The organism is Stenotrophomonas maltophilia (assembly GCF_002799245.1).
Lineage (GTDB): Bacteria > Pseudomonadota > Gammaproteobacteria > Xanthomonadales > Xanthomonadaceae > Stenotrophomonas > Stenotrophomonas maltophilia_S.
In genome coordinates this window covers 105204-131549 of the sequence record NZ_NEQV01000008.1, presented here as the reverse complement: position 1 = coordinate 131549, position 26346 = coordinate 105204, and the positions used below count along the sequence as shown (strand labels likewise).

At 67.5% G+C, this 26346-nt stretch carries 31 protein-coding genes; 14 read left to right on the top strand and 17 right to left on the bottom strand.

Features of this window, described 5'->3' with window-relative positions:
* The first annotated feature begins 115 nt into the window (after positions 1 to 115).
* Complete coding sequence (locus B9Y64_RS20365; protein ID WP_100442217.1) at positions 116 to 889, top strand: D-alanyl-D-alanine carboxypeptidase family protein; 774 nt, start codon at positions 116 to 118, stop codon at positions 887 to 889.
* 13 nt (positions 890 to 902) lie between these two features.
* Here the strand turns inward: B9Y64_RS20365 and B9Y64_RS20360 are convergent, their stop codons facing one another.
* Both B9Y64_RS20360 and B9Y64_RS20355 read right to left on the bottom strand, forming a co-directional pair.
* Complete coding sequence (locus B9Y64_RS20360; protein WP_100442191.1) at positions 903 to 1496, bottom strand: TetR/AcrR family transcriptional regulator; 594 nt, start codon at positions 1494 to 1496, stop codon at positions 903 to 905.
* Between the two features lie 16 nt (positions 1497 to 1512).
* Positions 1513 to 2109 (bottom strand): NAD(P)H-dependent oxidoreductase, encoded by a 597-nt coding sequence (locus B9Y64_RS20355; protein ID WP_100442190.1) that lies wholly within the window; start codon positions 2107 to 2109, stop codon positions 1513 to 1515.
* Positions 2110 to 2236: 127 nt separating this feature from the next.
* Between B9Y64_RS20355 and B9Y64_RS20350 the strand changes: the two genes are divergently transcribed.
* A complete protein-coding gene (locus tag B9Y64_RS20350; RefSeq protein WP_100442189.1) occupies positions 2237 to 2770 on the top strand; it encodes a hypothetical protein in 534 nt (177 codons plus the stop codon).
* A 98-nt stretch (positions 2771 to 2868) separates the two neighbouring features.
* Here the strand turns inward: B9Y64_RS20350 and B9Y64_RS20345 are convergent, their stop codons facing one another.
* Positions 2869 to 3696 (bottom strand): isocitrate lyase/PEP mutase family protein, encoded by an 828-nt coding sequence (locus B9Y64_RS20345; protein ID WP_100442188.1) that lies wholly within the window; start codon positions 3694 to 3696, stop codon positions 2869 to 2871.
* Positions 3697 to 3867: 171 nt separating this feature from the next.
* Between B9Y64_RS20345 and B9Y64_RS20340 the strand changes: the two genes are divergently transcribed.
* From B9Y64_RS20340 to accC, 6 genes are all read left to right on the top strand, one after another.
* Positions 3868 to 4590: a DOPA 4,5-dioxygenase family protein gene (locus B9Y64_RS20340; protein WP_100442187.1), complete on the top strand. Its 723-nt coding sequence runs from the start codon at positions 3868 to 3870 to the stop codon at positions 4588 to 4590.
* Positions 4591 to 5006: 416 nt separating this feature from the next.
* The gene (locus B9Y64_RS22090; RefSeq protein WP_162292388.1) at positions 5007 to 5153 is read left to right on the top strand and encodes a hypothetical protein; all 147 of its coding nucleotides are present in this window, start codon (positions 5007 to 5009) and stop codon (positions 5151 to 5153) included.
* 78 nt (positions 5154 to 5231) lie between these two features.
* Positions 5232 to 5681 carry a type II 3-dehydroquinate dehydratase gene (gene aroQ, locus B9Y64_RS20335; RefSeq protein ID WP_100442186.1) on the top strand — a complete coding sequence of 150 codons (450 nt, stop codon included), beginning with the start codon at positions 5232 to 5234 and terminating at the stop codon, positions 5679 to 5681.
* Positions 5682 to 5683: 2 nt separating this feature from the next.
* Positions 5684 to 6103: a lysozyme inhibitor LprI family protein gene (locus B9Y64_RS20330; RefSeq protein ID WP_100442216.1), complete on the top strand. Its 420-nt coding sequence runs from the start codon at positions 5684 to 5686 to the stop codon at positions 6101 to 6103.
* A 54-nt stretch (positions 6104 to 6157) separates the two neighbouring features.
* A complete protein-coding gene (gene accB / locus B9Y64_RS20325) occupies positions 6158 to 6637 on the top strand; it encodes an acetyl-CoA carboxylase biotin carboxyl carrier protein (RefSeq protein ID WP_049443248.1) in 480 nt (159 codons plus the stop codon).
* Positions 6638 to 6647: 10 nt separating this feature from the next.
* The gene (accC, locus tag B9Y64_RS20320) at positions 6648 to 8015 is read left to right on the top strand and encodes an acetyl-CoA carboxylase biotin carboxylase subunit (protein WP_006473295.1); all 1368 of its coding nucleotides are present in this window, start codon (positions 6648 to 6650) and stop codon (positions 8013 to 8015) included.
* A gap of 97 nt (positions 8016 to 8112) precedes the next feature.
* Here the strand turns inward: accC and B9Y64_RS20315 are convergent, their stop codons facing one another.
* Together B9Y64_RS20315 and B9Y64_RS20310 are read right to left on the bottom strand one after the other, a co-directional pair.
* Complete coding sequence (locus tag B9Y64_RS20315) at positions 8113 to 8487, bottom strand: hypothetical protein (RefSeq protein ID WP_014038687.1); 375 nt, start codon at positions 8485 to 8487, stop codon at positions 8113 to 8115.
* A complete protein-coding gene (locus B9Y64_RS20310) occupies positions 8484 to 9449 on the bottom strand; it encodes a hypothetical protein (RefSeq protein WP_100442185.1) in 966 nt (321 codons plus the stop codon). Before B9Y64_RS20310 ends, B9Y64_RS20315 begins: the two co-directional genes overlap by 4 nt.
* A gap of 164 nt (positions 9450 to 9613) precedes the next feature.
* On the opposite strand from B9Y64_RS20310, the gene prmA reads away from it, so the two are divergent.
* From prmA to fis, 3 genes are all read left to right on the top strand, one after another.
* Entirely contained in the window at positions 9614 to 10534 is a 921-nt protein-coding gene (gene prmA, locus B9Y64_RS20305) for a 50S ribosomal protein L11 methyltransferase (RefSeq protein WP_100442184.1), read from the top strand.
* A 42-nt stretch (positions 10535 to 10576) separates the two neighbouring features.
* On the top strand, positions 10577 to 11344 hold the full coding sequence (locus tag B9Y64_RS20300) for a DUF3426 domain-containing protein (RefSeq protein WP_100442183.1): 768 nt from the start codon (positions 10577 to 10579) through the stop codon (positions 11342 to 11344).
* A 114-nt stretch (positions 11345 to 11458) separates the two neighbouring features.
* The gene (gene fis, locus B9Y64_RS20295; protein ID WP_005419706.1) at positions 11459 to 11734 is read left to right on the top strand and encodes a DNA-binding transcriptional regulator Fis; all 276 of its coding nucleotides are present in this window, start codon (positions 11459 to 11461) and stop codon (positions 11732 to 11734) included.
* A gap of 148 nt (positions 11735 to 11882) precedes the next feature.
* Here fis and B9Y64_RS20290 read toward each other — a convergent pair whose 3' ends face one another.
* The 6 genes from B9Y64_RS20290 to B9Y64_RS20265 are packed head-to-tail and all read right to left on the bottom strand — an operon-like array spanning position 11883 to position 17682.
* Positions 11883 to 12878 (bottom strand): phosphatidate cytidylyltransferase, encoded by a 996-nt coding sequence (locus B9Y64_RS20290; protein WP_049446524.1) that lies wholly within the window; start codon positions 12876 to 12878, stop codon positions 11883 to 11885.
* A complete protein-coding gene (locus B9Y64_RS20285) occupies positions 12875 to 13504 on the bottom strand; it encodes a lysophospholipid acyltransferase family protein (protein WP_005411260.1) in 630 nt (209 codons plus the stop codon). Before B9Y64_RS20285 ends, B9Y64_RS20290 begins: the two co-directional genes overlap by 4 nt.
* A 13-nt stretch (positions 13505 to 13517) precedes the next feature.
* Complete coding sequence (locus tag B9Y64_RS20280; RefSeq protein WP_100442182.1) at positions 13518 to 13955, bottom strand: hypothetical protein; 438 nt, start codon at positions 13953 to 13955, stop codon at positions 13518 to 13520.
* Positions 13952 to 15280 (bottom strand): phosphatase PAP2/dual specificity phosphatase family protein, encoded by a 1329-nt coding sequence (locus tag B9Y64_RS20275; protein ID WP_100442181.1) that lies wholly within the window; start codon positions 15278 to 15280, stop codon positions 13952 to 13954. The genes B9Y64_RS20280 and B9Y64_RS20275 overlap by 4 nt, the downstream gene beginning before the upstream one ends.
* Entirely contained in the window at positions 15280 to 17031 is a 1752-nt protein-coding gene (locus B9Y64_RS20270) for a bifunctional alpha/beta hydrolase/class I SAM-dependent methyltransferase (RefSeq protein WP_100442180.1), read from the bottom strand. Before B9Y64_RS20270 ends, B9Y64_RS20275 begins: the two co-directional genes overlap by 1 nt.
* 30 nt (positions 17032 to 17061) lie before the next feature.
* Positions 17062 to 17682, bottom strand: a complete 621-nt coding sequence (locus B9Y64_RS20265) for a CDP-alcohol phosphatidyltransferase family protein (protein ID WP_100442179.1) — start codon at positions 17680 to 17682, stop codon at positions 17062 to 17064.
* A 213-nt stretch (positions 17683 to 17895) separates the two neighbouring features.
* Between B9Y64_RS20265 and purH the strand changes: the two genes are divergently transcribed.
* The 3 genes from purH to purD are packed head-to-tail and all read left to right on the top strand — an operon-like array spanning position 17896 to position 21716.
* Positions 17896 to 19479, top strand: a complete 1584-nt coding sequence (gene purH, locus B9Y64_RS20260; protein ID WP_100442178.1) for a bifunctional phosphoribosylaminoimidazolecarboxamide formyltransferase/IMP cyclohydrolase — start codon at positions 17896 to 17898, stop codon at positions 19477 to 19479.
* Between the two features lie 16 nt (positions 19480 to 19495).
* Positions 19496 to 20374, top strand: coding sequence for a hypothetical protein (locus B9Y64_RS20255; protein WP_100442177.1), 879 nt, complete (start codon positions 19496 to 19498; stop codon positions 20372 to 20374).
* A gap of 58 nt (positions 20375 to 20432) precedes the next feature.
* A complete protein-coding gene (gene purD / locus B9Y64_RS20250) occupies positions 20433 to 21716 on the top strand; it encodes a phosphoribosylamine--glycine ligase (RefSeq protein WP_100442176.1) in 1284 nt (427 codons plus the stop codon).
* A 77-nt stretch (positions 21717 to 21793) separates the two neighbouring features.
* Here the strand turns inward: purD and B9Y64_RS20245 are convergent, their stop codons facing one another.
* From B9Y64_RS20245 to ftsX, 6 genes are all read right to left on the bottom strand, one after another.
* Positions 21794 to 22126, bottom strand: coding sequence for a helix-turn-helix domain-containing protein (locus tag B9Y64_RS20245; RefSeq protein ID WP_100442175.1), 333 nt, complete (start codon positions 22124 to 22126; stop codon positions 21794 to 21796).
* Positions 22110 to 22493, bottom strand: coding sequence for a type II toxin-antitoxin system RelE/ParE family toxin (locus B9Y64_RS20240; protein ID WP_428993247.1), 384 nt, complete (start codon positions 22491 to 22493; stop codon positions 22110 to 22112). Before B9Y64_RS20240 ends, B9Y64_RS20245 begins: the two co-directional genes overlap by 17 nt.
* A gap of 178 nt (positions 22494 to 22671) precedes the next feature.
* Entirely contained in the window at positions 22672 to 23547 is an 876-nt protein-coding gene (rpoH, locus tag B9Y64_RS20235) for an RNA polymerase sigma factor RpoH (protein WP_006473441.1), read from the bottom strand.
* Positions 23548 to 23825: 278 nt separating this feature from the next.
* Positions 23826 to 24539, bottom strand: coding sequence for a uracil-DNA glycosylase (ung, locus tag B9Y64_RS20230; RefSeq protein WP_100442173.1), 714 nt, complete (start codon positions 24537 to 24539; stop codon positions 23826 to 23828).
* 9 nt (positions 24540 to 24548) lie between these two features.
* The gene (locus B9Y64_RS20225; RefSeq protein ID WP_100442172.1) at positions 24549 to 25391 is read right to left on the bottom strand and encodes a response regulator; all 843 of its coding nucleotides are present in this window, start codon (positions 25389 to 25391) and stop codon (positions 24549 to 24551) included.
* Between the two features lie 7 nt (positions 25392 to 25398).
* Positions 25399 to 26346 carry a permease-like cell division protein FtsX gene (gene ftsX, locus B9Y64_RS20220; RefSeq protein ID WP_100442171.1) on the bottom strand — a complete coding sequence of 316 codons (948 nt, stop codon included), beginning with the start codon at positions 26344 to 26346 and terminating at the stop codon, positions 25399 to 25401.

Here is a 26346-nt window from a genome sequence, read left to right as displayed (position 1 = left end):
GTACTTGCCGGCACATTCGTACGGGGCGATGCACAGGCAAGATTCATGCCGGGAACCGGTCCGCACGCCTGTGATCCGCTATCCTCGTGCGGCATTCCCGTACAGCCTTCCCGACATGCCAGCATCGCCGACCGCGCCCTCCTCCATCACCGTTGAAGCCGGCACGTTCGCGGTGATCCACCAGCACAACGCTGAAACCGCGCGGCAACCGGCATCGCTGACCAAGTTGATGACCGCCTACGCCGCCTATGCGTGCGTCGAAGAGAGCGGACGTGGCTGGGACGAGACCGTCACCATCGCCGACGACGATGTGCACGCCGTGGCCAAAGATGAAACGCGCATGGGCCTGGCGCCCGGCGAAACAATCAGCCTGGCGCGCCTGCTGGAAGGATTGATGATCGTCTCCGGCAATGATGCTGCGCTGGCGATCGCGCGCCATCTGGACGGATCGCAGACGGCATTCCTGGACCGCATGAACCGGCACGCGCGCCAGCTGGGGCTGCGCAGCACGTGGTTTGCCAGCGTCTCCGGCATCACCACGCCGAACCATGCCTCCAGCGCGCGCGACATGGCGGTGCTCGCCGCCTGCCTGTTGAACGATCATCCGCAGATACTGGCAATCACCGCGCAGCGCGCGTTCGCGCATGGCAGCTTCCACCGCAACAACCAGAACGCCCTGCTTGGCGAAGACGGCGTGGATGGCTTGAAGACCGGCTACACCCGGGCCGCAGGCTTCTGCCTGGCCGCCACTGCATGCCGGGCAGTGCCCGGACGGGACCCGCCGGTGCGCCTGATCACCGTGGTGCTGGGTTCTGAAAGCCGCGACGCGCGCGACGCGCTGGTGCGCGATCAGTTGGCGGCAGGATTCGCCGCGCTGGCCGACGGCTGATCGCTCGTGCGGCTCAGCGCCGCTTGACCGTTGCCACAATCAGGCGCTGAAGCTCGGCCTCGGCATCGGCCTTGTCCAGCGCACCGGCAGCCACGCCCTCCGAAAGGGTTTCAGCCGCACCGAGGATCGCCCAGCGTCCCGCCAATGGCACCGTTCCCTCGGCGGCGAACGGGCCCAGCCAGACCTGGCAGTTGTCGATGAAATCCTGCTGGTAGCGCCGCCGTACCTCATGCAGTTCCGGCGCCTCCACCAGTGCGGCGAGGATGCCCTGCACTTCACTGCCCTGGCTGAGGATGCAGTCGATGTAGCCGGAGGCGATGGCCGCCGCCCGGTCGGCCAGCTGCGCCCGGGCGCGGCCGATGCGCTCGTGGAAGACCACCGTCTGGCGTCCGTCATAGTCATCATAGAGCGCCGCCAGCAAGCCATTGCGGGTCACGAAGTGATCGTAGGCCACCGGCTTGGTCACGCCGGCGGCCTCGGCCAGCCGCCCCAGCGTCAGCGCGCTGGTGCCTTCTTCGCCGACCAGTGCCCAGGCCACATCCAGCAACTGGCGGGCGCGTTGCTCTCGGGTCAGTCGGCGGCGCGTGGGGGCGGCGTTGGCAGGCATCGGCGGAACACGGCGATCAGCTTGTCGGAGTACCGATTTTACGGCCGATCTGCAGCGCGGTCTGCAGATGCGCCTCGGCCGCGCCGCTGTCGGCCTCCAGCAGTAGTTCGGACGACAGTACGTGGGCGCCGCAGTAGTCGAAGATGCCCATGTCGATCTGCGTTTTCATCGCTGCGCCGTAGCCGCGCCGTTCGATCATCTCCGCGCCCGCTCCACCGACGCCGATCAGATGCACGCGCAGGCGGTGCAGCTTCTTCTGCACCTTGCCATCGGCGCCGTCCTGGTAGGCCCAGCCCTGGGTGAACACGCGGTCGATCCACCCCTTCAGCAATGCAGGGAACGACCACCAGTACAGCGGATAGACCAGCACCAGCGTGTCGGTGGCGTCCAGCCGTGCATGCTCGGCCGCGACATCGTCCGGCACCACGCCGGTACCGCGGAACAATGCCTGGTCCCCCGGAGTGAACCGTGGGTCGAAGCCTTCGTCCATCAGGTCGGCGTAGGCCACGGTGTTGCGGGCGTCGGCCGCAGCGATCGCCTCGCCGATGTGCTGGGCGATGGCATGGGTGAGCGAACCGGGCTCAGGATGGGTGATGACAACGAGGCTGTGCATGTGGGGATCTCCAGGAAGCATTACCTACCAATGGTAAGTAACAGCATCCAGGATACCAGCGCCATGCGTGGGACGCTGTTTTCGCGTCCACCGTATAGTGCGGCGATTGCCCGTGAGACGCTTGACGATGTTCCGACACCTGTTCGCCCCACTGCTGTTCCTGCTGCTGGCCACGCTGGCACCGCCAGCCCTGGCCGGCGAGCTCACCCCTGCCGAATCGGCCGGCCTGCGCCAGGACGTGCAGGCGATGCTGGCCGCACTTGCCCAAGGTGATGCCGAGCTGATCATCGCCCGCACGCATCCCAGCCTGAAGCGCCTGGCCGGCGGTGATGAGCGCTATGCCCGATCGACCCGCGATACCATCAAGGCATTGCACAAGGCCGGCGTCGTCATCATCAGTGACGAGGCCGGGGTGCCCAGCCGCACCTATGCCGCCGGCGACGAGGAAGTCTGCTTCGTCCCACGGCAGTCACTGCTGCGTGTACGCGAAACCCCGATCCGCAGCACCTCGTTCATGGTCGCCGTGCGTCGCGTCGGCGCCGCGCAGTGGAGCTATCTGGATGGCGCCGGGCTGATGGAAGACCCTTCGCTGCTGTGGCATCTGCTGCCTGCACTGGAGCCGGGCGTAACCCTGCCCAAGGGTGAAGTGGAAACGCTGTAGCGCAATGGCAGGATATCGCTGCCTGCGGGCTCATCCATCCACGCCGGGCGCGGATCCGTCGGCCGATCCCTGGGCCTGGACCTGTGGCGGCGGTTCGGTCAGCGGAACAACGCGTTCAACGCTGCGCCCGCTGCCGCCTGCTGCAGGCCATCGAAGCGCCCCTCCTGCACGATCGGCTGGGTGGCCTGCATCAAGCCGCCCCAGGCCGCGCGCGCCAGCGCACCGCCCAGGCTGACCCGGCGAACGCCCAGGGCGGCGATGTCCTGCAGGCTCAGCGGCGTCGGCCCACCCACCAGCAGGTTGACCGGCTTCGCTCCCGCCGCGGCGACCACCGCACTGATCTGCTCGCGCGTGCTGATGCCCGGTGCATACAGCACATCGGCACCGGCCTCGGCGTAGGCACGCAGGCGCCGCAAGGTGTCCTGCAGATCCGGTACGCCAACGAAGAAATTCTCCGCACGCCCCACCAGAAGCACGTCGCCACCGGCCTGATCAATCGCCGTGCGCGCTGCACGCAGGCGCTCGACGGCCTCGCCGATCGGGCGCAACGGTGCATCGGCCACGCCGCTGGCATCCTCGATGGACAGCGCCGCGATGCCGGTATCGATGGCAGCGCTCACTGCCTCGGCGACCAGCTGCGGGCTGGCACCGAAACCATCACCGAAGTCGGCATTCAACGGCAACGAGGTCGCCGCCGCCATCAATCTCAGATGCTCCAGCGTGGCCGGCAGTGAAACCGCGCCATCCGGCCGCCCTTCACTCCAGGCACAGCCGGCGCTGGTGGTGGCCAGCGCCAGGAAGCCCTGCCGCTGCAGGTAGCGCGCACTGCCCACGTCCCATGGGTTGGGCAGCACGAAGCACCCCGCAGCATGCAGCTGGCGGAAGGCAGCGCGCTTGCGCGCGGTGTCGGCATCAGGCGGGACCATGGCGCGCTCCGGGGGGGCAGACCTGCACCCTAGCCTGCCGCCCGGTCGCGCTCAATGGCGACGAAGCCCGCCGTGCATGAGGTGATGCCGGCTTCTTATTGGACGCCACCGGCAGCCCTGCCCGAGCGTGCTTGCCTTGCCTGCCCACACAAAGCCGCCACGGAGCCCTTCATGCACCCGGACCCGCACACCCTCATCGACGCCGGCGACGATGACGCCCACTGGGCCGACCTGCTCTCGCCCGCTCGTCGCCGCCTGATCGCTTCGGCCGGACTGGCCGCCGGCGGCCTGGCCAGCGCGTCGACCGCCGCCGCGCGCAGCGACAGCACCGTGAACACCACCGAACCCGGGCGGCCCGGCTTCCGCGCCATTGTTCCGCCAGCGCCCGAGGGCCGCAGCCCCTGGGGCCAGGCCACCGCCAGCGAACCCACCCCGCGCCCGGCCAGCGTGCGCCCTGGCGAGGCCACGCTGCCCGCCACGCCACGCGCCTACACCGCCATCAAGAGCTATCACGCGCACATCTACTTCGATGAGGACAGCTTCCAGAAGGCCGCGCTGCTGCGGCGCTGGGCCGCCGAGCGCTTCCCGGTGGAACTGGGCAACTGGAACCTGCAGCCACGTGGCCCGCATGTCACCCCGTCGTTCTACTTCGGCTTCACCAACGACCTGCTGCCGGTACTGGTGCCCTGGCTGCAGCTCAACAGCCTGGGCCTGACCATCCTGATCCACCCCAATACCGGTGATGGTCGCGCCGATCATCTGCATTACGCGTTGTGGGTGAACCGCGCGCAGCCGGTGAATGCCTACAACTGGCCGGCGCCGAAGCCCGGCGAGCGGGAGGCATTGGAAGAGGTCTTCCCGAACGTGGTGCCGACGGTGCCACTGGAGACGTGAGTGGGCATGCGGCGGTTGCGGTGGGTGGCGTGCTGCGCACCCTGGGCCGCCCTCCGGTGGGTGCGTAGCTTGCTGCGCACCTTGAGCCGCCCTCCGGTGGGTGCGTAGCCTGCTGCGCACCATGAGCCACCCTCCGGTGGGTGCGTAGCCTGCTGCGCACCTTGAGCCGCCCTCCGGTGGGTGCGTAGCTTGCTGCGCACCATGAGCCACCCTCCGGTGGGTGCGTAGCTTGCGGCGCACCTTGAGCCGCCCTTCGGTGGGTGCGTAGCTTGCTGCGCACCTTGAGCCACCCTCCGGTGGGTGCGTAGCTTGCTGAGCACCGAACTTCCCTCATCCACGCATGGCGTGGATCTACTGATCGGCGGCCCTCATCCACGCATGGCATGGATCTACTGATCGGCGGCCCTCATCCACGCATGACGTGGATCGACCGCCCCATGGGCCTTGCTGCCATCGTCGGCCTACGTGCGCGCATCCCCGGCCAGCGCGGCGTTCAGCGCGCCTTGATCCAGCGCCCGCCATACGGCCACAAGCGCTCCGGCGAATTTCAAACATACGATTGAAACGCGGCAAACTTCGCCGAACTGGACAGCATCCGCCGGTTCCGCCAGACTGCCGCCCTTTCCCGTCTTCCGGATCCCATGGCGAAGCTGCTGGTCCTGCACGGCCCCAACCTCAACCTGCTCGGCACCCGCGAGCCGGAGGTCTACGGCCACACCACGCTGGCCGACATCGATCAGGCCCTGGCCACCCAGGCATCGGCCGCCGGGCACACCGTGCAAAGCCTGCAGTCCAACGCCGAGCATGTACTGGTGGACCGCGTGCAGGCCGCACGCAACGACGGAACCGCTTTCATCCTGATCAACCCCGCCGCCTTCACCCACACCTCGGTTGCCCTGCGCGATGCGCTGGCGGCGGTGGCGGTGCCGTTCATCGAGATCCACCTGTCCAACCCGCATAGCCGCGAACCGTTCCGCCAGCACAGCTACTTCAGTGACAAGGCGGTGGGCGTGGTGTGCGGCTTCGGTGCCGACAGCTATCGCTATGCGATGGACGCGGCGCTGCTGCGCGTGCAGGCGGCCAGCGCGTGAAGATGCTGCCGCGCGTGCTCGCCAGCATCATGCTGTGGGCCGGCCTGTGCGGTGCCGCCGTCGCCTTCGACCGCAAGGAAGAAGGCATCGACTGCGCGCATCCGACCACCACGATGGAGAGCGACCTGTGCGCCTCGGACGTGGCCGCAGCCGCTGATGCGGAACTCAACGCCACATATGCCCTGGCACGCCAGCAGCTGCGCACGCCAGCCAAGGGCGGCGGCTGCAGCTACTGCGGCGATGCCGAGCAGGAGCTGGTCCTGGCCCAGCGTGCCTGGATACAGCTGCGCGACCACGACTGCAACGCAGTCTATGCCCTCAATTCCGATGGTACGGCACGCAACGGCGCACAGATGCGCTGCCTGACCACCCTCGCGCGCGACCGTACGCGGCAGCTGCGCGAGTTCTACGAACTGCTTTGACCCGGGTGCAACCGCACTCTCCACCACACTGACATCAAGAGCAAAGAGGCCACCATGGATCTCCGCAAAATCAAGAAGCTGATCGACCTGCTGGAAGAGTCGAACCTGGCTGAAATCGAAATCAAGGAAGGCGAAGAGTCGGTGCGCCTGTCGCGTGCCCCGGTGGCCGGCTATGCCGCCCCGATTGCTGCCCCGGTGTATGCCGCTCCGGCCGCTCCGGCGCCGCAGGCGATGCCGATGCAGTCGCCGACCGAAGCCTCCACCGGCGGCACCGCCAAGCCGGGCCCGGCGCTGCCGGAAGGCCACGTGCTGCGCTCGCCGATGGTCGGCACCTTCTACGCCTCGTCCGCCCCGGACAAGCCGGCCTTCGTCACCGTTGGCCAGCAGGTCAAGGAAGGCGAAACCCTGGCCATCATCGAAGCGATGAAGATGTTCAACCCGATCGAAGCCGACAAGTCCGGCACCATCGTCGCCATCCTCGGCGAGAACGGCCAGCCGGTGGAATTCGACCAGCCGCTGTTCGTGATCGGCTGAGGGGCACGCCATGCTCGACAAAGTCGTCATCGCCAACCGAGGGGAGATCGCGCTGCGCATCCTGCGCGCGTGCCATACCCTCGGCATCCGCACGGTGGCTGTGCACTCCACGGTCGACCGCAACCTCAAGCACGTGGCCATGGCCGACGAGTCGGTCTGCATCGGCCCGGCACCGTCGCCGCAGAGCTACCTCAACATCCCCGCGCTGATCGCCGCGGCGGAAGTCACCGACGCCCAGGCCATCCACCCGGGCTACGGCTTCCTGTCGGAGAACGCAGACTTCGCAGAGCGCGTTGAAGAATCCGGCTTCATCTTCATCGGCCCCAAGGCCGACACCATCCGCATGATGGGTGACAAGGTCGAAGCCATCCGCGCCATGAAGTCCGCCGGCGTGCCGTGCGTGCCCGGCTCGGGCGGCCCGCTGGGCGAGGACATCGTCGCCAACACCAAGATCGCCCGTGAGATCGGTTATCCGGTCATCATCAAGGCGGCCGGCGGTGGCGGTGGCCGCGGCATGCGTGTCGTGCACGCCGAAGCCTCGCTGAAGACCTCGATCGAAACCACCAAGAGCGAGGCCAAGGCCGCGTTCGGCAATGGCGAGGTCTACATGGAGAAGTTCCTGGAGAATCCGCGCCATGTGGAGATCCAGGTGCTGGCCGACGGCCAGGGCAACGCCATCCACCTCGGCGAACGTGACTGCTCGATGCAGCGCCGCCACCAGAAGGTGGTGGAAGAAGCACCGGCACCGGGCATCAGCGCCGAACAGCGCGAGCAGATCGGCAAGGTGTGTACCGAAGCCTGCGTGCGCATCGGCTACCGCGGTGCCGGCACGTTCGAGTTCCTGTACGAGGACGGCCGCTTCTACTTCATCGAAATGAACACCCGCATCCAGGTGGAGCATCCGGTCACCGAAATGGTCACCGGCATCGACCTGGTGGCCGAGCAGCTGAAGATCGCCGCTGGCCAGAAGCTGTCGATCAAGCAGAGCGACGTGGTGCTGACCGGCCATGCCATCGAGTGCCGCATCAACGCCGAAGACGCTGAGACCTTCGTGCCGAGCCCGGGCACCATCACCGGCTTCCACCCGCCGGGTGGCCCCGGCGTGCGCGTGGACACCCACATCTACAGTGGCTACCGCGTGCCGTCGAACTACGACTCGATGATCGGCAAGCTGATCGTGCACGGTCCGGACCGCGAAACCGCCATCGCCCGCATGCGGGTGGCACTGAGCGAGATGGTGGTCGATGGCATCAAGACCAACATTGCCCTGCAGCAGCGGATCATGCGCGACAAGGGCTTCCAGGCCGGTGGCCAGAACATCCATTACCTGGAAAAGCGTCTTGCCGAGCGCAAGAACAAGCCGATCGCGCTGACCTGATCGGTAGCAGGTGCTGGACATGAAAAGGGCGGGGATATCCCCGCCCTTTTTCTGTTGCCGTGGAGCCGAGCGCAGGCTCGGCTCTACCGGAACCGGCTCAGCGCGCGTCCGCCGCCGTCGCCGGAATCTGCGAGTTGGCCAGCGGCCGCACGCCATTGGGCGAGGTTGGATCGACGATCACCATGGTTTCGGTGGAACCATCCGGCCACACCACCTGGAAGGTGCTGCCGGCCGGCAGTGAAGCGAACGGCATGCCACTCTGCGCGCGATAGACCGCAGCGACCTGGCTGGCACCGGCGCGGCGCACGTCCTCCTGCGCCTTCACCGTGGTCAGTTCCACCTTCGACAGATGCCGGTAGCGATCCTCGTAGGTATCGATCATCAGCAGGCCGACCGCACCGGCCGAGTAGGCCACGAACAGCGCCACCCAGAACCAGAACTTGGCCCCATGCAGGAATCGACGGTAATTCATCGGCCGTCCCTCTTTCCAACCAATCGCTTGATCCATTCCTTCATTTTCCCAGCACCTTGCCGCGATACCGCAGCGTCATACACGAAATCCCGGAAATCCTGCGCTCCATCCTGCGAACAGATCCCTCCGTTCGCACACAAACTGTTGACCAGCACGCTGTCCGCTCCACACGGTAGACCGAGTTCGCAGGCCGCAAGCCGCCATGCAAGTTCACTGAGCTGTTCGCCCGCCACCAGGCCATCGAGCGCGCTGTCACCGGCTGCACGCACGCCCATGCCCGGCGCGATGGCCATATAGGCCTCCGGATCACGCGAGGTGCGCACGCGCTCGACCAGGTCACGGCGGTACTCGGCACTGTCATGCAACGGCTCACCCTCGGCGAACAGCGATGCTTCTGCGGCAAGGTTGCCCTGCGCGGCCGCCTTGCGGCGTTCGGCCAGCACCAGCGCCGCGCCCAGCTTGTCACCCGGCACGAAACCGCCACACCGCTGCGCCACGCGCTCGCGTGCCTCGATCATCGCCGGCGCTGCGGTCAAGCCCAGCCCGCTCAGTACGTTGTTGTCCAGGCGGTAGCCGCCCGGATCAAGTGCGTACTGCGCGCAATAGTCATAGACGCGGCTGAGCATCCAGCGCGCCTCATGGTTTCCGGAATCGGCCTGCACGCGCAGGCGCTGGGCGTAGGCATACAGATCGCTGGCGTCTTCGATGTCGGCACGGAGGTCCAGCGGCAGGCCCGACGGCAGCATGTTGCCGCGCTCGAAGGCGGCCAGCCGCCGCGCCAGCGCTTCTGGTACCACCGGCAGCGGCGCTCCGCTGTCGCGGCTGGCCACGGCGGTCGGCAGGTCCGGCGACGGCGATGCCACGCCCGCAGCGTGGCCGCTGGCCCGATACCCGGCCACGCCCAGCACGGCCACCGCCGGCAGCACGAGCAACCAGGTTTTCAGGGTCGGAGCGAAGGCCATCGGCGGCGGTAAGCGATCACGGCGCACAGGAAAGCGCCGAGTTTAGCAAGGCCGGAGAGGCCTGTCTGAACTACCCCCGTTCATCTCGGGGTGGCATCTCAGGCAATACGGAGACGCCCCGATGGTCTAGCATGGCCCCCTTTCCCGCGACTGTCCCCACCGCCATGCCGTTCCTGGAACTGACCCTGCGCTGCACCGAAGCCACCCAGCCCCGCTATGAAAATGCGCTGGAGGACGTTGGCGCACTGGCCGTGACCCTGCTCGATGCCGAAGCTGACACCAGCAACGAACAGGCCATCCTTGAACCCGGCGTAGGTGAAACCCCCCTGTGGGACACCCTGGTGCTGAGCGCACTGTTCCCCGCCGACAGCAATGCGCTGTTGCTGCTGGCCGCACTGGAATCGTTCGACCCGGAACTGGACTGGAGCGGCGGCAGCTTCCGCGCGGTCGAGGACGAGGACTGGGAACGCGCCTGGCTGGACCAGTTCCAGCCGATGGATTTCGGCAGCCGTACCTGGATCGTGCCGTGGAACCATGAACTGCCGGACGCCGCGCAGGCCGCCGATGCCGCCGTGGTGCGGCTGGACCCGGGCCTGGCGTTCGGCTCGGGCACCCACCCGACCACCGCACTGTGCCTGCGCTGGCTGGACCAGCTGGCCGTGGACGGCCAGCTGCAGGGCCAGCGCGTGCTCGACTTCGGCTGCGGCTCGGGCATCCTCGCGCTGGCAGCGCTGAAGCTGGGTGCCGCCGACGCCATCGGCGTGGACAACGACCCGCAGGCGCTGGTCGCCACCGCCGACAATGCCGAACGCAATGGCGAGCAGGCCCGCATGCACGTATACCTGCCACAGGACGAACCGGTCGCCACCTATCCGGTCGTGGTTGCCAACATCCTCGCCTCGGCGCTGGATGCACTGGCCGAGCTGCTGGCCGCGCGCGTCGCCACCGGCGGCCGCATCGCCCTGTCGGGCATCCTGCATGGCCAGGAAGGCGAACTGCTGCAGCGCTATGCCGCGTGGTTCGACGATCTGCAGGCCACCCAGGATGGTGACTGGATGCGTATCACCGGCGTGCGCCGCGCCTGATCGTGATTGAATGACCGCTGGATCCGAGCCCGCACCCTGAGCATGTCCGAGCCGAACCCGCCGCGCCGCCCTTTGGCCACCTTCCTGCGCCCCGCGCCGGAAGGCGAAGCTGCACCTGCGACCGATGCGCACACGCCCGACCCGGCGATGCGTGACATCCCGGCAGCGGAAACCCGCGACCCGCTGGCCACGGACATGCCGCCGATGGAGGAAACGCGACAGAGCGATGACATCGTCATCCTCGACGGAGCGGCCGGGATCGAACCCGTCGTTGCCACCCCGGCCCCGCAGGCCGTGGCCGGCGATGCGCCGAGTTTCCTGGGCACCACGCGGCCACGCGCGCTGCCGACGCCGCGCTGGCACTGGGTGCTGGTCGCCGGGCTGGCACTGCTGCTGGTCCTGCAGAGCGTGCTGGCCGATCGTGCACGACTGGCCGCCGACGCCGGCAACCGCGCCTGGCTGGGGGCACTGTGCGGCGTACTGCGCTGCAGCCTGCCGGCCTGGCACGAGCCGGCCGCGTTCACCATGACCAGCCGCGAGATCCGGCCCCTGCCAGGCCAGGCCGGCGTGCTGCAGGTGCAGGCCAGCATCCGCAACGATGCGCGCTGGGCACAGGCCTGGCCGGACCTGCGCCTGTCGCTGTCCGATGCCGATGGCCGGGTGATCGGCAGCGGCGTGTTCGCACCCGCGCAGTACCTCGGCGAGAACCCCGGCGCGGCCCTGCTGGAACCGGGCCAGAGTGCACGCATCGCGTTCCGCGTGCAGGAGCCCGCCGCATCCACCGTCGCATTCACCTTCGACTTCCTCTGACCAAGGTAGAGGCACCAGCCGTGGCAGGTCGGGCACGCTCGCGCTAGACTGGCCGCCACCACCTTGTCCGGCCGCGCGCTCCGCGCGCACGGGCCAACCGAATCGGGAACCCCCTTGAACGCTGTCCTCTCTCGTCCTGACAACAGTCGTGGCGCTCCCCGGCCACCGCTGCGTGAACACGTCGCCCAGTCCGTGCGCCGCTACCTGCGTGACCTTGATGGCTGCGACGCGGACGATGTCTACGAGATCGTGCTGCGCGAGATGGAAATCCCGTTGTTCGTGGAAGTGCTCAACCACTGCGAAGGCAACCAGAGCCGCGCCGCGGCGATGCTGGGCATCCACCGCGCCACCCTGCGCAAGAAGCTGAAGGAATACGGCATCAGCGCGTAAGCGCGCACGGGTAGTGCCGGCCGCTGGCCGGCAAACCCATGAACAATGGCAGGACCGGTAGATCCACGCCATGCGTGGATGCCCCTGGTGCAATCACCCGCCCCCCGCCCGGTAGATCCACGCCATGCGTGGATGACACCCGGTGCGGTCACCCGCCCCCGCCCGCCTTCCAGTAATACCGCACCACATGGAAGAACACCGGCGCGGCGAAGCACACTGAATCGAGCCGGTCGAGCATGCCGCCATGGCCCTCGATCATGTGGCCCCAGTCCTTGATGCCGCGGTCGCGCTTGATCGCCGACATCACCAGCCCCCCCCAGAACCCCATCAGGTTGATCAGCAGCGACAGGCCGAATGCCTGCAGCGGCGTGAACGGGGTGATCCACCACAGCGCCGCACCCAGCGCGCTGGCACTCAGCACGCCACCCACGAAGCCCTCCACCGTCTTCGAGGGCGACAGCTTCGGCGCGATCAGGTGCTTGCCGAGCAGCTTGCCCCAGATGTACTGCAGCACGTCCGAGGACTGCACCACGATCACCAGGAAGGCGAACAGCAACACGTTGCGCGAAGGATCATGGCCGGGCACATGCAGGTTCAGCAGCAGCGGTACATGCGAAATGCAGAACACGCAGATCATCAGCCCCCACTGCACCTTCGCCGTCCGCTCCAGGTAGTGCGTGGTGTCACCGCCGATGGTCGACAGGATCGGCAGGAACAAGAATGCATAGACCGGGATCAGCAGTGTGTACATGCCGTACCAGTCGATCCACACCAGGTAGTACTGCCACGGCAGTACGATGTAGAACGCGGCCAGCAGCGCGTAGTAGTCGCCCGAGCGCGTCGGTGCCAGGGTAATGAACTCGCGCAGCGCGAACAGCGAGATGATCGCGAACAGCACGATCACCCCGGCACGGCCGAAGAACAACGCCAGCCCGACCACGATCGCCATCACCCACCAGGCGCGGATGCGCGACACCAGATTGGCGATCACCGCACTGGGCCGGCCGCGCTGGCGCCAGCGCAGGGTCTCCGCCACCAGCGTGGCCAGTACCAGCACTGCGCCCACGCCGGCGAACAACAGGCCGGTCTGCTGGCCCACGCTGCGCGCGGCCAGGTCACCGGACACGTCCATCAGATAGCTCATGCGCGCCCTCCATTCGGCGCCAGGTCCAGCAGCGCCTGCCGGCTGCGGGCCAGGAACGCGGCCTTGTCCTCGTCGGCCTGCAGCCGCAGCGGCGTGCCGAAGGTGGCCGTGCACAGCAGCGGCAGCGGCAGGAACCGGCCCTTCGGCATCACCCGCTTCAGGTTGTCGATCCACACCGGCACGAACTCCAGCTCCGGCCGTTGCCGCGCCAGGTGGTAGATGCCGCTCTTGAACGGCAGCAGCGGCTCGTCGCCCACATTGCGCGTGCCTTCCGGGAACAGGATCAGCGAGCAGTCTTCGTCCACCGCATCACGCAGCGCCTGCAACGGGTCCTGCTGGCGATGGCCTGCCTCGCGCTCGACCAGGACGCCGTTGAACACCGCATCGATCAGGTAGCGGCGCAGGCCGTCGCGCTGCCAGTATTCGGCTGCGGCAACCGGGCGCACCTGGCGTCGCAAAGCCGGTGGCATCGACGACCAGATCAGCACGAAGTCACCATGGCTGGCGTGGTTGCCGTAGTACACGCGGCGCTCGCTGGACGGCGCACAGCCGATCCACAGCGCGCGGGCGCCGGTCACCACATGGATCGCGCCACTGCAGGCGCGGGCAATCAGTTCGGCGAACATCGGTCCCTCCCGTTCACGTCTGCGGCCACAACACGGCCAGAACCAGTAGTGCGGCCTGCACTGCCGTCAGCAGGTACTGGCGCAGCAGCAGGCGGCGCATGCCGGCCCAGCGCACGTCCCAGCCGCGCAGCGGCGCGTCGGGCCGCGTACGGCGCAGGCCACTGTCGTGCAGCAGCTGGTCGGTACGGTGCGCAGCGGCTTCGCCGTCCAGCCCTTCATCGCGCAACAGCTGCAGCAGGCTGGCATCCAGGCCTACCCGCCACGCGTGGTAGGCCTGCACGAGCCCCGCGGCAAGACTGAGCAGCAACAGGCCAGCGGCGATCATCGCCAGCCCGGGTTCGATGCCAAGCAGCAGCAACGCCACCAGCAGCAGCCCCAGCGACAGCAGCGCTGGCCAACGCCCCTGGCGCAGCAGCAGCTGCATGGTCGCAAGGTCGGGAACCGCGCTCATGCGAGGCCTTCCTTCGCCGCCTCGATGGCACGCAGATGTGCCTGGCCCAGCACGATGCCGGGGCGTGCGGCACGCACGATCGCGACCGCCGCGTCGACATCGGTGGCACGACCACTGCGCAGCAGCCACGTCGCCAGGCTGGCGGCGCTGCGCGAACGACCCAATGCGCAGCACACCAGCAAAGGCCCCTGCGTCCGCAGCCGCTCGATGGCCTCGGCCGCCTCGCACAACTGTTCCGGCGTGGGCACCACCAGGTCCAGCATCGGTACGCTGGCATATGCGGCGCCCGGCGCACGGCAGGACAGCTCGGCGCAGGTATCGACGACGGCCACCAGCGGTGCCGGCAACACGGTGCAGGGAATACGTCCCAGCCACACGCCGTCCATCACGGGGACCGGCTGCGGTGCACGTCGCGTCCACAGCCGCGAATTGATCCAGGCCGCGCCCAGGTACGGCGCCAGCAGCCAGCGCGCGGCCATCGTCAGGCGTCCATCGGCGCGCTTCTGGAACACCGCCTTACCCAGCCCGGCATAGGCCAGCGCTACCAGCAGCAACGACACCAGCGGCCACAGCAACCACAGCGCCACACCGCGCAGCAGGAACACCGGCACCAGCAGCATCGCCGCCCCGAGCAGGTACAGCGCCGCCAGCCGCCAGCGCCTGGCGTCATCCGCAGTGCGCCAGGCGCGCAATGGCGGCGTGCCCTGCTCTGGCCACAGCCAGACGCACAGCCAGCCGGCCAGCAGCCCGGTCGGGATATCGATGAAATGATGCTGGAACGTGGTCAGCACCGAGACACCGATCAGCAGCGCCCACGCATGCAGCACCCAGCGCCAGGCACCGTGCAGGTACTGCGCGAATTTCACCCACAGCACGATCAGCAGCACGATGTGCAGCGATGGCGCCTGGTTGAACGGCTTGTCGAAGCCCAGCAGCACATCGAACAGCCAGCCGAACACACCATCGATCTCCGGCCGCTCGAAGCTGAAGCGCAGCGGCCACAACAGGAAGCAGCTCACCGCGATCAGCTGGGCACTGAACAGCCGCAATGCGTGCCGGTCCAGTTCCAGCCGTTGCCGGCACAGGAAGAACGAGATCGCGTAGAACAGGTCGATCGACCAGTACGGCACGATCGTCCACGGCACGAACGGGATGCGTACCTCCCATGCGAACGCCATCACCGGCAGCGTGGCGTGGCGGCCGGCCATCCAGTTGGCAAAGCCATAGCTGGCGAAGAAGAACGGGCCCAGCAGGGCCAGCCACAGCAGGGCGCGCCGCCAGGGGCGCCCCTGCTCTGCCAGCGGAGTTGCGACAAGCGTCGCCATCACGCGGTCCGGCGAGCCAGCGACACGGTGAAGATGCCGAACTCATCGATACGCTGCGCCACTTTTTCGAACCCTGCCAGGCGCACCAGCTCATCCATTTCCTGCTGGGTACGGCGGCGCATCACCCACGCTGCGCCCCCCCGATGGCTGGTCAGCGCGCGGGCGATGAATTCCAGCTGCGGGTGCCAGGGCTGGCCGGTATAGGCCAGGTAGCCACCCACCGGAACCGTTGCGGCAATGCCCTGCAGCGAGCGCAGCACGGCGTCGTTGTCGGGGAACAGTTCGTACAGGCCCGACACCACTGCCAGCGTCGGCGCCGGATCGACCTTCGCCAGCTGCGCCGGATCGAACGCATCACCCTGCTCGAAGCGCGCGATGTCGGCCGCACCCAGGCGCTCGATCAGGGCCTGGCCCTGGGTCACGTTCAGATCGCTGAAGTCACGCAGCACGATGCGGTCGGCGCGCTGTTCACCCTGGCCCAGTGCTTCGAGCACGTAGCGGCCATGGCCGGCGGCCACGTCCAGCACACGCACCGGCACGCCCTGCCCGCGCAGGCGCTGGGCGGCGTCGCGCAGCAGTTCCTGCAGGTGCTGGCCACGGATGCGGATGCCGCGCCAGCCGATCGCGTCCAGATAATTGCGGTCGACCATGCGACCCAATGGGCCCTTGCCGCGCGCTTCGTCGCGATAGATGTAGTCGAGCGTACTGCCGGAGTCGAAACCGGTCTGCAGTCCCAGCGCGATGCCTTCGGACAGCGTGCCGCCGAAACGCAGGCCGCCGCGTACCACGCGCCAGCGCAGGTCGGCCAGGCTGTTGCGCTCCGGTGGCCAGGCCAGGATCTCCGATTCCTCGAAGGTCGGCCCATGGCGGTGCGCATCGCGGCGGGACAGCTCACGCAGCGGCTCGGCGAAACGCGCCTGGATGAAACTGCGGATGCGCGCCAGCGCCGGCACCCGATCACGCTCGCCCAAGGTGTCGTGGAAGAAGCCCGGCAGGTGCACACGCTCCTTGACCGGGCTGGACAGGCGCTCGTAGAAGCGGTCCTGCGGGCCACGGTGCACGACGAAGTCCGAGCCGGACACCAGCAGCTGCACCGGCACACTGATCGCCTGTGCATCGGCGACGATGCGGTCAGCCGCTTCGTACAGGCCCAGCAGCACGCGCACCGAGATCGGCCGGGTAATCAGCGGATCGGTGCGGTAGCTTTCCACCCGCACCGGATCATGGGTCAGCCACTGCGGCTTGACGTAGCTGTTGACGAAGAAGTTGCCACGCAGCTTCTGCATCAATGCCAGGCCCGGCCGCGCGAACGGTACGTACAGCTTCACCTTGAACGCAGGCGAAGCCATCACCAGCGCGCGCAGGCGTGGGGCGTAATCGTGCACCCAGGTCGCGGCGACCACCGCCCCCACGCTCTGCGCGATCACCACGATGTCCTCCACCGCGATGCCATGCTCGGCGCCGATGTGGGCGATGAAGCTGTCGAGGTCGCGCACCAGCGCCGGAAAGCCCGGTGCATCGCCGCGCGCGCCCGGCGAACGGCCATTGCCGCGCGCATCCCAGGCGAAGAAGGCGGTGTCGGGCAGGTCCAGCTCATCGACCAGGTGGGTGACACGCCCGGAGTGCTCATGGCCGCGGTGCAGCAGCACAATGGCCCGGGTGGCCGGGGTAGCGGTGGTGCCCGCCCAGTACCGGTAGAACAGCGGTACCTGGTCGAAGCTGTGGAATTCCCGTTCCTGCGCCTGGCGCATGCAATCTCCGTATTGGTTGGGCGTGTTGTGTTATCGCTGCGGCGTCGCCGCAGATTCCTTCAATCCCTGCCGCACACGACGGCCGAGGGTGATCACGCACAGGATCGACATCGCCCAGGCCATGCCGCTGACCACCGGCGCACCGACCCAGCCGAATGCCAGCAACAGGCCGAGCCCACCGATGACGAAGGCGCGGTCGCTCTTGCCCATCGGGCCGTCATAGCGGCGGCTGGCCCCCACCATCAGCCCCAGCACGCCGGCGTACTCGCTCAGCGCCGCGGTCCAGGCCAGCAGCCACAGCGCCTCCGGGCGTACGCCCGGCACACTGAGCAGGCTCAGGTACAGCGCCGCATCGGCGATCACATCGCACAGCTCGTTCAGATAGGCGCCCAGCCGCGACTGCTGGCCGAACTCGCGGGCCAGCATGCCGTCCACGGCGTTGAGCGCCATGCGCAGCAGCATCCACAGCGGCAGCAGCAGGTACAGCAGGGGCTGGGCCGGCGCGCAGCACCAGACGGCGCCGGCCACCAGCAGCGAGACCACGGCGGCGGCCACGGTCACCGCATTGGCGGTGATCCCCGTGCGGTACAGGCCGCGTACGGCCGGACGCAGGAGGTCCTGAAAACGTCCTTTCAATGCATAGATCGACACGATCCGAACCCGCTGATCCTTGGCAGTTCCGGCACAGCCTACCCGATTGGAGCAGCGCGCCCCATCGATCTGCTTGCGGACCGACCTTGGCCGGGCTGTGCTGAAGGCGGCCGCCGGGCCGTCGGTGCGGGTCGATTTTCCGCGCCAGCGCCCGCCACCGGCCCCCACCGCCTACAATATCGGCCCCGCTCCGCTGCCGATTGCCCTGTCCCCATGACTGCTGATCTGTTGCCCGTCCGTCGGGCCCTCCTCTCCGTTTCCGACAAGACCGGCCTGGCCGAACTGGCCACTGCGCTGGCGGCACGCGGCGTGGAGCTGCTGTCCACCGGCGGCACCGCCAAGGCCATTCGCGACATGGGCCTGGCCGTGAAGGACGTGGCCGAGGTCACCGGTTTCCCGGAAATGATGGACGGCCGGGTCAAGACCCTGCACCCGATGGTGCACGGTGGCCTGCTGGGCCGTTCGGGCCTGGATGATGCAGTGATGGCCGAGCACGGCATCGGCGCCATCGACCTGCTGGTGCTGAACCTGTACCCGTTCGAGGCGGTCACCGCCAAGGCCGACTGCACCCTGGCCGACGCGGTCGAGAACATCGACATCGGCGGCCCGGCCATGCTGCGCTCGGCGGCCAAGAACTTCGCCCGTGTGGCAGTGGCCACCGACCCGTCGCAGTACGCCGAGCTGCTGGCCTCGCTGGACGCCAACAATGGCCAGCTGACGGCCGCCACCCGCTTCGCCTTCTCGGTGGCCGCGTTCAACCGCGTCGCCCAGTACGACGCGGCGATCAGCAACTACCTGTCGGCAGTCACCGCTACCGACGCTGCAGTGCCGGCGCGCGCCGAGTACCCGGCGCAGATGAACTCCACCTTCGTGAAGGTGATGGACCTGCGCTACGGTGAGAACCCGCACCAGAGCGGCGCGTTCTACCGCGACCTGTACCCGGTGCCGGGCACGCTGGCCACCTTCCAGCAGCTGCAGGGCAAGGAGCTGAGCTACAACAACCTGGCCGATGCCGATGCGGCGTGGGAATGCGTGCGCCAGTTCGATGCGCCGGCCTGCGTCATCGTCAAGCATGCCAACCCGTGCGGCGTGGCCGTCGGTGCCGGCAACGGCGATGCCTACGAGCTGGCCTACGCCACCGACCCGACCAGCGCCTTCGGCGGCATCATCGCCTTCAACAAGCCGCTGGACGCCGCCACCGCCAAGGTGATCCTGGACCGCCAGTTCGTGGAAGTGCTGATCGCTCCGGACTACGAGCCGGCCGCGCTGGAGTACGCGCAGAAGAAGGCCAACGTGCGCGTGCTGCGCATCCCGCACGGTGACGGCCTGAACAACTTCGACAGCAAGCGTGTCGGTTCGGGCCTGCTGCTGCAGTCCTCGGACAACCGCGGCATGACCCGCGACGAACTGAAGGTGGTCAGCACGCTGGCACCGACCGACAAGCAGTTCACCGACCTGCTGTTTGCCTGGAAGGTGGCCAAGTTCGTGAAGTCCAACGCGATCGTCTATGCCAAGGACAACCGCACCATCGGTGTCGGTGCCGGCCAGATGAGCCGCGTGTACTCGGCCCGCATCGCCGGCATCAAGGCCGCCGATGCGAACCTGGTGGTCGAGGGCTCGGTGATGGCGTCCGATGCGTTCTTCCCGTTCCGCGACGGCATCGATGCCGCCGCCGCTGCCGGCATCAAGGCGGTCATCCAGCCGGGCGGTTCGATGCGCGACGCCGAAGTGATCGCCGCCGCCGACGAACATGGCCTGGCCATGGTGTTCACCGGCGTGCGCCACTTCCGCCACTGATCCCGGAGCGACACGGATGTCCACCGTTTCGATGACATCCCTGGCCGCCCTCGCCCTCGCGGCGGCGGCCTTGCTGGCGGGCTGCAAGCCAACGGCAGCGCCTGTGCCTGCGGCGCCGTCGGAGACCTCCACGGCGACCCATGCCGAGCCGACCGCGCATGTCAGCCGCACCGCACGACTGCAGGCCTTCCTGGTCCAGCGCTACGGCAAGAACGCCAGGCTCTCCGGTGAATGGCACGGCAGCTGGACCCAGGACGGCGAGACCCGCCCAATGGACTGGCAGGTCTGCGCCGAGCAACCGGTGGTGAGCGGCGACAGCTGGCAGCAGCTGCTGGCGGTGTGCGGTGCATTGTCCGAAGGCGCGCACATCGACCCGGGAACCATCGACTTCTTCGTGCTGCGTCCGCAGGGCGATGGCTTCGAAGTGGCCAGCGAACTGACCGGCGAGCGCTTCGGCAGTGGTGGCCAGCCCGGTACCGCCAGCATCATCCGCGCCGGCAGCGACTTCTACGGCTTCCGTGTCGAGGATGGCTGGTTCGGGCAGGGCTTCTCGCTGCTTTCGCAGTCGCTGATCCTGCCGGGCCCGAACGGCCTGGTGGCCAGTGGCAGCGTGCGCAGCCATATCGACAACGACGCCCAGTACGAGTGCGACACGGTCGACGCCAGCACCGACCCCGACACGGCCAACGACTGCCGCACCCGCCGTTTCAGCATCGATTTCGCACTGCGTTTCGACGACAGCGACCGCAGCGCGCGGGTCTGGCCGCTGCTGATCGAGGAAACCGGCAACACCTGTGGCGGCAAGCGGCTCCGGCAGCAGCACCGCTTCACCCTGGACACAAAGACCTGGACCTATTCCTTCCCCGAGTCGCTGCGACGCGAAGGCTGCGAGTGAGCCACGCGCGCCGCCGGGGATATCGATCTTCCCTTCCCACGCAATCTGGAATCTCGTGATGAACGTACTTGTCATCGGCTCTGGCGGCCGCGAACACGCCCTGGCATGGAAGCTGGCCCAGTCCTCCCGTGTCACCGAAGTGATCGTAGCGCCCGGCAACGCCGGCACCGCCAGCGAGGACAAGTGCCGCAACGTGGCGGTGAAGGTGACCGACATCGACGGCCTGCTGGCGCTGGCGCAGTCTGAAGGCGTAGCGCTGACCGTGGTCGGCCCGGAAGTGCCGCTGGTGGCCGGCGTGGTCGATCGCTTCCGCGCCGCCGGCCTGCGCATCTTCGGGCCGACCGCCGCCGCCGCGCAGCTGGAAGGCAGCAAGGCCTACGCCAAGGATTTCCTGGCCCGGCACAACATTCCCACCGCGTACTACGCCGTGCACACCGAGGTGGACGCCGCCCTGGCCTACATCCGCGAGAAGGGCGCACCGATCGTGGTCAAGGCCGATGGCCTGGCCGCCGGCAAGGGCGTGATCGTGGCGATGACCCTGGCCGAAGCCGAAGACGCCGTGCGTGACATGCTGTCGGGCAATGCATTCGGCGATGCCGGCGCACGCGTGGTCATCGAGGAATTCCTCGACGGCGAAGAAGCCAGCTTCATCTCGATGGTGGACGGCGTGCACGCGCTGCCGATGGCCACCTCGCAGGACCACAAGCGCGTCGGCGACGGCGACACCGGCCCGAACACCGGCGGCATGGGCGCCTATTCGCCGGCGCCGGTGGTGACGCCGGAGGTGCATGCACGGGTGATGCGCGAGGTGGTGAACCCGACCGTGCAGGGCATGATCGCCGACGGCGTCCCGTTCACCGGCTTCCTCTACGCCGGCCTGATGATCGACGCCAGCGGCGCACCGAAGGTGATCGAGTTCAACGTGCGCTTCGGCGACCCGGAAACCCAGCCGGTGATGCTGCGCCTGCAGTCGGACCTGGTCGAACTGGTGGAAGCAGCCATCGACGGCCGCCTGGACCAGGTGCAGGCACAGTGGGATGCGCGTCCGTCGCTGGGCGTGGTGCTGGCCGCCAGGCCCTATCCGGAGTCGCCGATCACCGGTGACGTGATTTCCGGCCTGGATGATGTGCCGGCCAGTGCCAAGGTGTTCCATGCCGGCACGGTATTGGATGCACAGGGCCAGGTGCTCAGTGCCGGCGGCCGCGTGCTGTGCGTGGCGGCGCTGGGCGACAGCGTGCGCGATGCACAGGCGAAGGCTTACGCTGGCGTGGCCAGGGTGAGCTGGGCCAACGAGTTCCACCGCACCGACATCGGCTGGCGCGCGATCGCACGCGAGGGGTGAGGCACACCCCGCTTCCATGCATGGCGCGGATTGAATACCACGGTAAAGCAAAGGCCCGGCATTGCCGGGCCTTTGCTTTACAGGACTGCTTCGAGGCCCTTCCGATCAATCAGGTTGAGCAACTTCAGTGACGGCCCGCTGGGTTTCTTTTCGCCCTGCTCCCAGCTGCGTACGGTGGAAACGCTGGTATTGAGAACCCCCGCAAAGACCGGCTGACTGAGCTGCAATGACGTACGCAGGGCACGGATCTGGGTACTGCTGTACTCAGGGACCGGCTCAAGGCAAAGCACTTCGTAGCTGCTCAACCGACGTTTATCGATGAAGCCATGCGCGTGCAGACTCACAGCAGCATCATGCACCGCTTCAAGAAGCGCACTTTTCGCGCGCCGTCGCTCAGGGGTCTTCGTCATGGCCGATCTCCTGTAGATCCCCGTACTCCACGGCACGATTCAGCTGCGCCGTACTCATTCTCAGAAACTCCGATGCGTACAACTGCAGCGCATCCCGTTCCGCATTCGTGATCGCAGCACGTTCATTCTTCTCGTAGCCGAAAAGGAAGAACCGATGCCCGCCTCGCTGTGTGGCGACGATGATTCGAACGCTCCCACGCTTTCCTCGCCCCGGCAGCGCAACGCGCTTCTTGAAGATTCCGCCGCCAAGATCAGCATCCACCAGACCCGCTTCCATTTCACGCACCGACCGGTACAGCGCAGCGTCGGACAGGGTGGTCCTACGCATGCTGCGATTGAAACTTCGTGTGCGGAAGACGCGTGGCATGATCATACCGTGCCACTGCGTGGTACGGCGTGAACATCAGCATCCAGCACGTGACCCGGTCGGCACAATCACCGCTCTGGTGTCAGAGTAGAGCCACGCCATGCGTGGCCAAGCCCCACAAACGGAAAAGGCCCGGCATTGCTGCCGGGCCTTTCTTCATTCCAACGCATCCCCCGCCTTACGCGGTGAACAGCGCCTTCATCTTCTTCAGCGCGTTCGCTTCGACCTGGCGGATGCGCTCGGCCGACACGCCGTACTCGTCAGCCAGTTCCTGCAGCGTCACCTTGCTGTCGGCATCCAGCCAGCGGCGGCGGATGATGTCGCGCGAGCGGGCATCCAGCTCGGCCAGGCCTTCGCGCAGCAGCTGCATCTGGTTGTCTTCGCTGTCCGCACGTTCATAGGCCATCGACGGATCTTCGTCGTTGGCAACCAGGAACGCGGCCGGCGACGGCGGTGCGTGTTCGTTGTCCTCGTCGGTCGGCGCATCGAAACCGATATCGCGACCGGACAGGCGCGACTCCATTTCCATGACCTCGCGCTCGGACACGTTCAGGTCCTTGGCCACCGCGCTCACTTCGGCCGCGTTCATCCAGCCCAGGCGCGTCTTCGACTTGCGCAGGTTGAAGAACAGCTTGCGCTGCGCCTTGGTGGTGGCCACCTTCACGATGCGCCAGTTCTTCAGGATGAACTCGTGCATCTCGGCACGGATCCAATGCACGGCGAAGGAGACCAGGCGCACGCCCATGTCCGGGTCGAAGCGCTTGACCGCCTTCATCAGGCCGATGTTGCCTTCCTGGATCAGGTCGCCCAGGGCAAGTCCGTAGCCGTTGTAGCCGCGGGCCACGTGCACCACGAAGCGCAGGTGCGAATGCACCAGCTCGCGGGCAGCGTCCAGATCGTTGCCGTCGCGGAAGCGACGGGCCAGGTCCTGTTCGTCATCGACCGACAGCACCGGGATCTGGTGCACGGCACCGATGTAGGCGTCCAGCGAACCGAGCGCACTGGGAATCGGGAGATTGTTTGCCACAAGGGCAGTAGAGGTGTTCTGGCTCATAGGCACCCATCTTAGCAGTCCGGCATTTGGACTGCTAAAGGAGGAAAAAGTTCCAGCGTCCCATTGATGCAACACTGGTCCCAAACAGAGCCCTACCGTAGCGCGATTTGATGACAGTGGCGAGCACGCTTTTCGGGATTCACAATCCCTTGGAATTCAAGCAATTACCCACCGGAAACCGGCCGATTCCGGTCAAGCGGAGCTGAACGGGCCGTCCCGGAGGCCCATTCAGGCCAGGAAACGTTGCCCGGTGTTCAGGCCCGCGCGCGCGCCGACGCTCAGAGCGCCGAACGCGGCGGCAGCGACCAGTCGATCGGGGCCTGGCCGCGGCGCCGCAGGTACTCGTTGGCCATCGAGAAATGCTGGCAGCCGAGGAAGCCACGGTGGGCCGACAGTGGCGACGGGTGCGGCGACTTCAGCACGCGATGGCGGCGGGTGTCGATGACCTTGCCCTTCTGCTGCGCGTAAGCGCCCCAGAGCATGAACACCAGCCCTTCGCGTTCGCGGTTGAGCACATCCACCACGTGGTCAGTGAAGCCTTCCCAGCCCCGGCCCTGATGCGCGCCGGCCTTGCCTTCCTCCACCGTCAGCACGGCATTGAGCAGCAGCACGCCGCGCTGCGCCCATGGGATCAGGCAGCCGTGGTCCGGACGCGGGATACCGAGATCGCTCTCGATCTCCTTGTAGATGTTCAGCAGCGACGGCGGCACCGGCACGCCGGGTGCCACCGAGAAACTCAGGCCATGGGCCTGGCCGCGGCCGTGGTACGGGTCCTGGCCGAGGATGACCACCTTCACCTGCTCGAACGGCGTGGCGTCGAACGCCGCGAAGATCTGCGGGCCGGGCGGGAACACCGCCGCGCCGCCCGCCTTGCGCTGGCGCAGGAAGGTGGACAGCTCGCGCATCTGCGGCTGCATCAGGTAATCGCCGACATGCTGCTTCCAGCTCGGTTCCAGCTGGATCGCCGGGGTACCGGCTACTTCATCAATCATCGCGCCCCTTCATCGAATCAGGGGTCCATCGTTCAATCGGGCCAGGCGCAGCTGGAACAGCACCTTGGTGACCAGCAGCCGCTCTTCGATCGGCTTGAGCACCAGATCGTTGGCACCGGACTGCAGCAGCCCGGTCTGGTTGTGCGGGTTGCCGTCGCCGGTCATCACCAGCACCGGCAGGCGGCGCTTGCCGTAGCCAAAATCCACGCGTACGCGCTGCACCACGTCGCGGCCGCTCAGCTCGCCCTTCAGGGTGACGTCGGTCAGCACCAGGTCGATCCGGTGGCGGCTGCGGCCGAGGGACTCGGCGGTGAGCAGGGTGAAGGCTTCTTCGGCGCTGACCACATGCAGCACGTTCAACTGCTGGCGTTCGAGCATGCGCTTGGTGGCCTCGGCCACCACGCGGCTGTCCTCGATATAGAGGATGGTGGCGCCGGGAATGGTCTGCGGCTGCACATAGCCACGGACGAAGGTCGCCAGCGCTTCATGGCCGAGCGATTTGTCGAAATAGTCGGTGACGTACTCGGTGAAGCGACGCTGCTCCAGGTGCTGCTGGGCGTCGCCGGAGACCACGATCACCGGCACATAGGCCTGGCCTGCGGCTTCGCGCACCATCCGCGCCAGCGCCAGGCCGTCGCCATCGCGCAGGGTCAGCGAGGTCGTCACCAGGTCCACCGGGCCCTGCGCCAGTGCCTGCTGCGCGTCTTCGATGCTGTCGCAGCCGATCACCTCCACGCCCGGCAGGTCGCGCTGCAGGACGTCGGCGATCAGCTTGCGGACCAGCTTCGACCCATCGACCACCATCACCCGCGTCGCGGGCCCTTCAAGGTGCTTCAGCGCTTGCGGTTGCATGCCGGTCTCAGGTGTCGGTCGGGCGGGTCTGGCGGAGGAAGTGGCCGGTGACCAGCCAGGCGCCCAGCCAGCCCAGCAGCAGCGTGCCGAGCAGGACCAGGCTGCCGTGCAGCAGGTCCAGGCCGTGCAGCACGAACGGGCTGCCATAGCTGCGCGAGAGTTCGGCCAGCGGCACGCGCAGGGCAGCACCGGCAGCCCCGATCAGGCCCAGCGCCACCGCGCCCGCGCCCAGGCCGTACCACGCGCCCAGGTACAGGAATGGACGACGGATGAAGCCATCACTGGCGCCAAGCAGCTGCAGCACACCGATCTCTTCGCGACGCGCCTGGATATCCAGGCGCACGGTGTTGCCGACCACCAGTGCGGCGCCCACGCCGAGCAGCACCGACAGCACCTGCACCAGCCGCGCACCGAACGCCAGCCAGGCATCCAGGCGCTGGCGCCACAGTGCATCGTGCTGCACCAGGTCGGCCTCGGGCAGGCTTTCCAGCGCGCGCGCCAGGCGTGCGTCGTCCTTGCCCTGGCCGGGGGTGATCACCAGCAGCGAGGGCAGCGGATTGTCGTTCAGTGCATCGATCGCCTCGCCAAGGCCGGCATCGCGCAGTTCCTGCAGGCCCTGCTCGGGCGTGCGCACGTTCACTTCGGCCACGTCATCGCGGTCGCGCAGCTGGCCCGCCAGGCGCAGCGCGCCGGGACCATCGACGTTGCCCTTCAGGAACACGTTGATGTCGCGCGACTGCTGCACGCTGCCGGCGAACTGCTTGAGGTTGTCCAGCGCGATCGACAGCCCCAGCGGCAGCGCCAGTGCCAGTGCCATGACCATCACCGTGAGCAGGGTCGCCCACGGCTTGCGGCAGGCGCGGCCAAGACTGAACACCACGCTGTGCACGTGGTGCTGGAACCAGACGCCCACGCGCGAGGGGGCGGCGGCTTCGCTGTTTTCGTTCTTCGCCAT

What these genes read in the sequence shown, in the direction of transcription:
- B9Y64_RS20365 (WP_100442217.1), top strand. Translation starts at nt 116, where the DNA reads ATGCCAGCATCGCCGACCGCGCCCTCCTCCATCACCGTTGAAGCCGGC.
- B9Y64_RS20360 (WP_100442191.1), bottom strand. Translation starts at nt 1,496, where the DNA reads ATGCCTGCCAACGCCGCCCCCACGCGCCGCCGACTGACCCGAGAGCAA.
- B9Y64_RS20355 (WP_100442190.1), bottom strand. Translation starts at nt 2,109, where the DNA reads ATGCACAGCCTCGTTGTCATCACCCATCCTGAGCCCGGTTCGCTCACC.
- B9Y64_RS20350 (WP_100442189.1), top strand. Translation starts at nt 2,237, where the DNA reads ATGTTCCGACACCTGTTCGCCCCACTGCTGTTCCTGCTGCTGGCCACG.
- B9Y64_RS20345 (WP_100442188.1), bottom strand. Translation starts at nt 3,696, where the DNA reads ATGGTCCCGCCTGATGCCGACACCGCGCGCAAGCGCGCTGCCTTCCGC.
- B9Y64_RS20340 (WP_100442187.1), top strand. Translation starts at nt 3,868, where the DNA reads ATGCACCCGGACCCGCACACCCTCATCGACGCCGGCGACGATGACGCC.
- B9Y64_RS22090 (WP_162292388.1), top strand. Translation starts at nt 5,007, where the DNA reads ATGACGTGGATCGACCGCCCCATGGGCCTTGCTGCCATCGTCGGCCTA.
- aroQ (WP_100442186.1), top strand. Translation starts at nt 5,232, where the DNA reads ATGGCGAAGCTGCTGGTCCTGCACGGCCCCAACCTCAACCTGCTCGGC.
- B9Y64_RS20330 (WP_100442216.1), top strand. Translation starts at nt 5,684, where the DNA reads ATGCTGCCGCGCGTGCTCGCCAGCATCATGCTGTGGGCCGGCCTGTGC.
- accB (WP_049443248.1), top strand. Translation starts at nt 6,158, where the DNA reads ATGGATCTCCGCAAAATCAAGAAGCTGATCGACCTGCTGGAAGAGTCG.
- accC (WP_006473295.1), top strand. Translation starts at nt 6,648, where the DNA reads ATGCTCGACAAAGTCGTCATCGCCAACCGAGGGGAGATCGCGCTGCGC.
- B9Y64_RS20315 (WP_014038687.1), bottom strand. Translation starts at nt 8,487, where the DNA reads ATGAATTACCGTCGATTCCTGCATGGGGCCAAGTTCTGGTTCTGGGTG.
- B9Y64_RS20310 (WP_100442185.1), bottom strand. Translation starts at nt 9,449, where the DNA reads ATGGCCTTCGCTCCGACCCTGAAAACCTGGTTGCTCGTGCTGCCGGCG.
- prmA (WP_100442184.1), top strand. Translation starts at nt 9,614, where the DNA reads ATGCCGTTCCTGGAACTGACCCTGCGCTGCACCGAAGCCACCCAGCCC.
- B9Y64_RS20300 (WP_100442183.1), top strand. Translation starts at nt 10,577, where the DNA reads ATGTCCGAGCCGAACCCGCCGCGCCGCCCTTTGGCCACCTTCCTGCGC.
- B9Y64_RS20290 (WP_049446524.1), bottom strand. Translation starts at nt 12,878, where the DNA reads ATGAGCTATCTGATGGACGTGTCCGGTGACCTGGCCGCGCGCAGCGTG.
- B9Y64_RS20285 (WP_005411260.1), bottom strand. Translation starts at nt 13,504, where the DNA reads ATGTTCGCCGAACTGATTGCCCGCGCCTGCAGTGGCGCGATCCATGTG.
- B9Y64_RS20280 (WP_100442182.1), bottom strand. Translation starts at nt 13,955, where the DNA reads ATGAGCGCGGTTCCCGACCTTGCGACCATGCAGCTGCTGCTGCGCCAG.
- B9Y64_RS20275 (WP_100442181.1), bottom strand. Translation starts at nt 15,280, where the DNA reads ATGGCGACGCTTGTCGCAACTCCGCTGGCAGAGCAGGGGCGCCCCTGG.
- B9Y64_RS20270 (WP_100442180.1), bottom strand. Translation starts at nt 17,031, where the DNA reads ATGCGCCAGGCGCAGGAACGGGAATTCCACAGCTTCGACCAGGTACCG.
- purH (WP_100442178.1), top strand. Translation starts at nt 17,896, where the DNA reads ATGACTGCTGATCTGTTGCCCGTCCGTCGGGCCCTCCTCTCCGTTTCC.
- B9Y64_RS20255 (WP_100442177.1), top strand. Translation starts at nt 19,496, where the DNA reads ATGTCCACCGTTTCGATGACATCCCTGGCCGCCCTCGCCCTCGCGGCG.
- purD (WP_100442176.1), top strand. Translation starts at nt 20,433, where the DNA reads ATGAACGTACTTGTCATCGGCTCTGGCGGCCGCGAACACGCCCTGGCA.
- B9Y64_RS20245 (WP_100442175.1), bottom strand. Translation starts at nt 22,126, where the DNA reads ATGACGAAGACCCCTGAGCGACGGCGCGCGAAAAGTGCGCTTCTTGAA.
- B9Y64_RS20240 (WP_428993247.1), bottom strand. Translation starts at nt 22,493, where the DNA reads ATGCCACGCGTCTTCCGCACACGAAGTTTCAATCGCAGCATGCGTAGG.
- rpoH (WP_006473441.1), bottom strand. Translation starts at nt 23,547, where the DNA reads ATGAGCCAGAACACCTCTACTGCCCTTGTGGCAAACAATCTCCCGATT.
- ung (WP_100442173.1), bottom strand. Translation starts at nt 24,539, where the DNA reads ATGATTGATGAAGTAGCCGGTACCCCGGCGATCCAGCTGGAACCGAGC.
- B9Y64_RS20225 (WP_100442172.1), bottom strand. Translation starts at nt 25,391, where the DNA reads ATGCAACCGCAAGCGCTGAAGCACCTTGAAGGGCCCGCGACGCGGGTG.
- ftsX (WP_100442171.1), bottom strand. Translation starts at nt 26,346, where the DNA reads ATGGCGAAGAACGAAAACAGCGAAGCCGCCGCCCCCTCGCGCGTGGGC.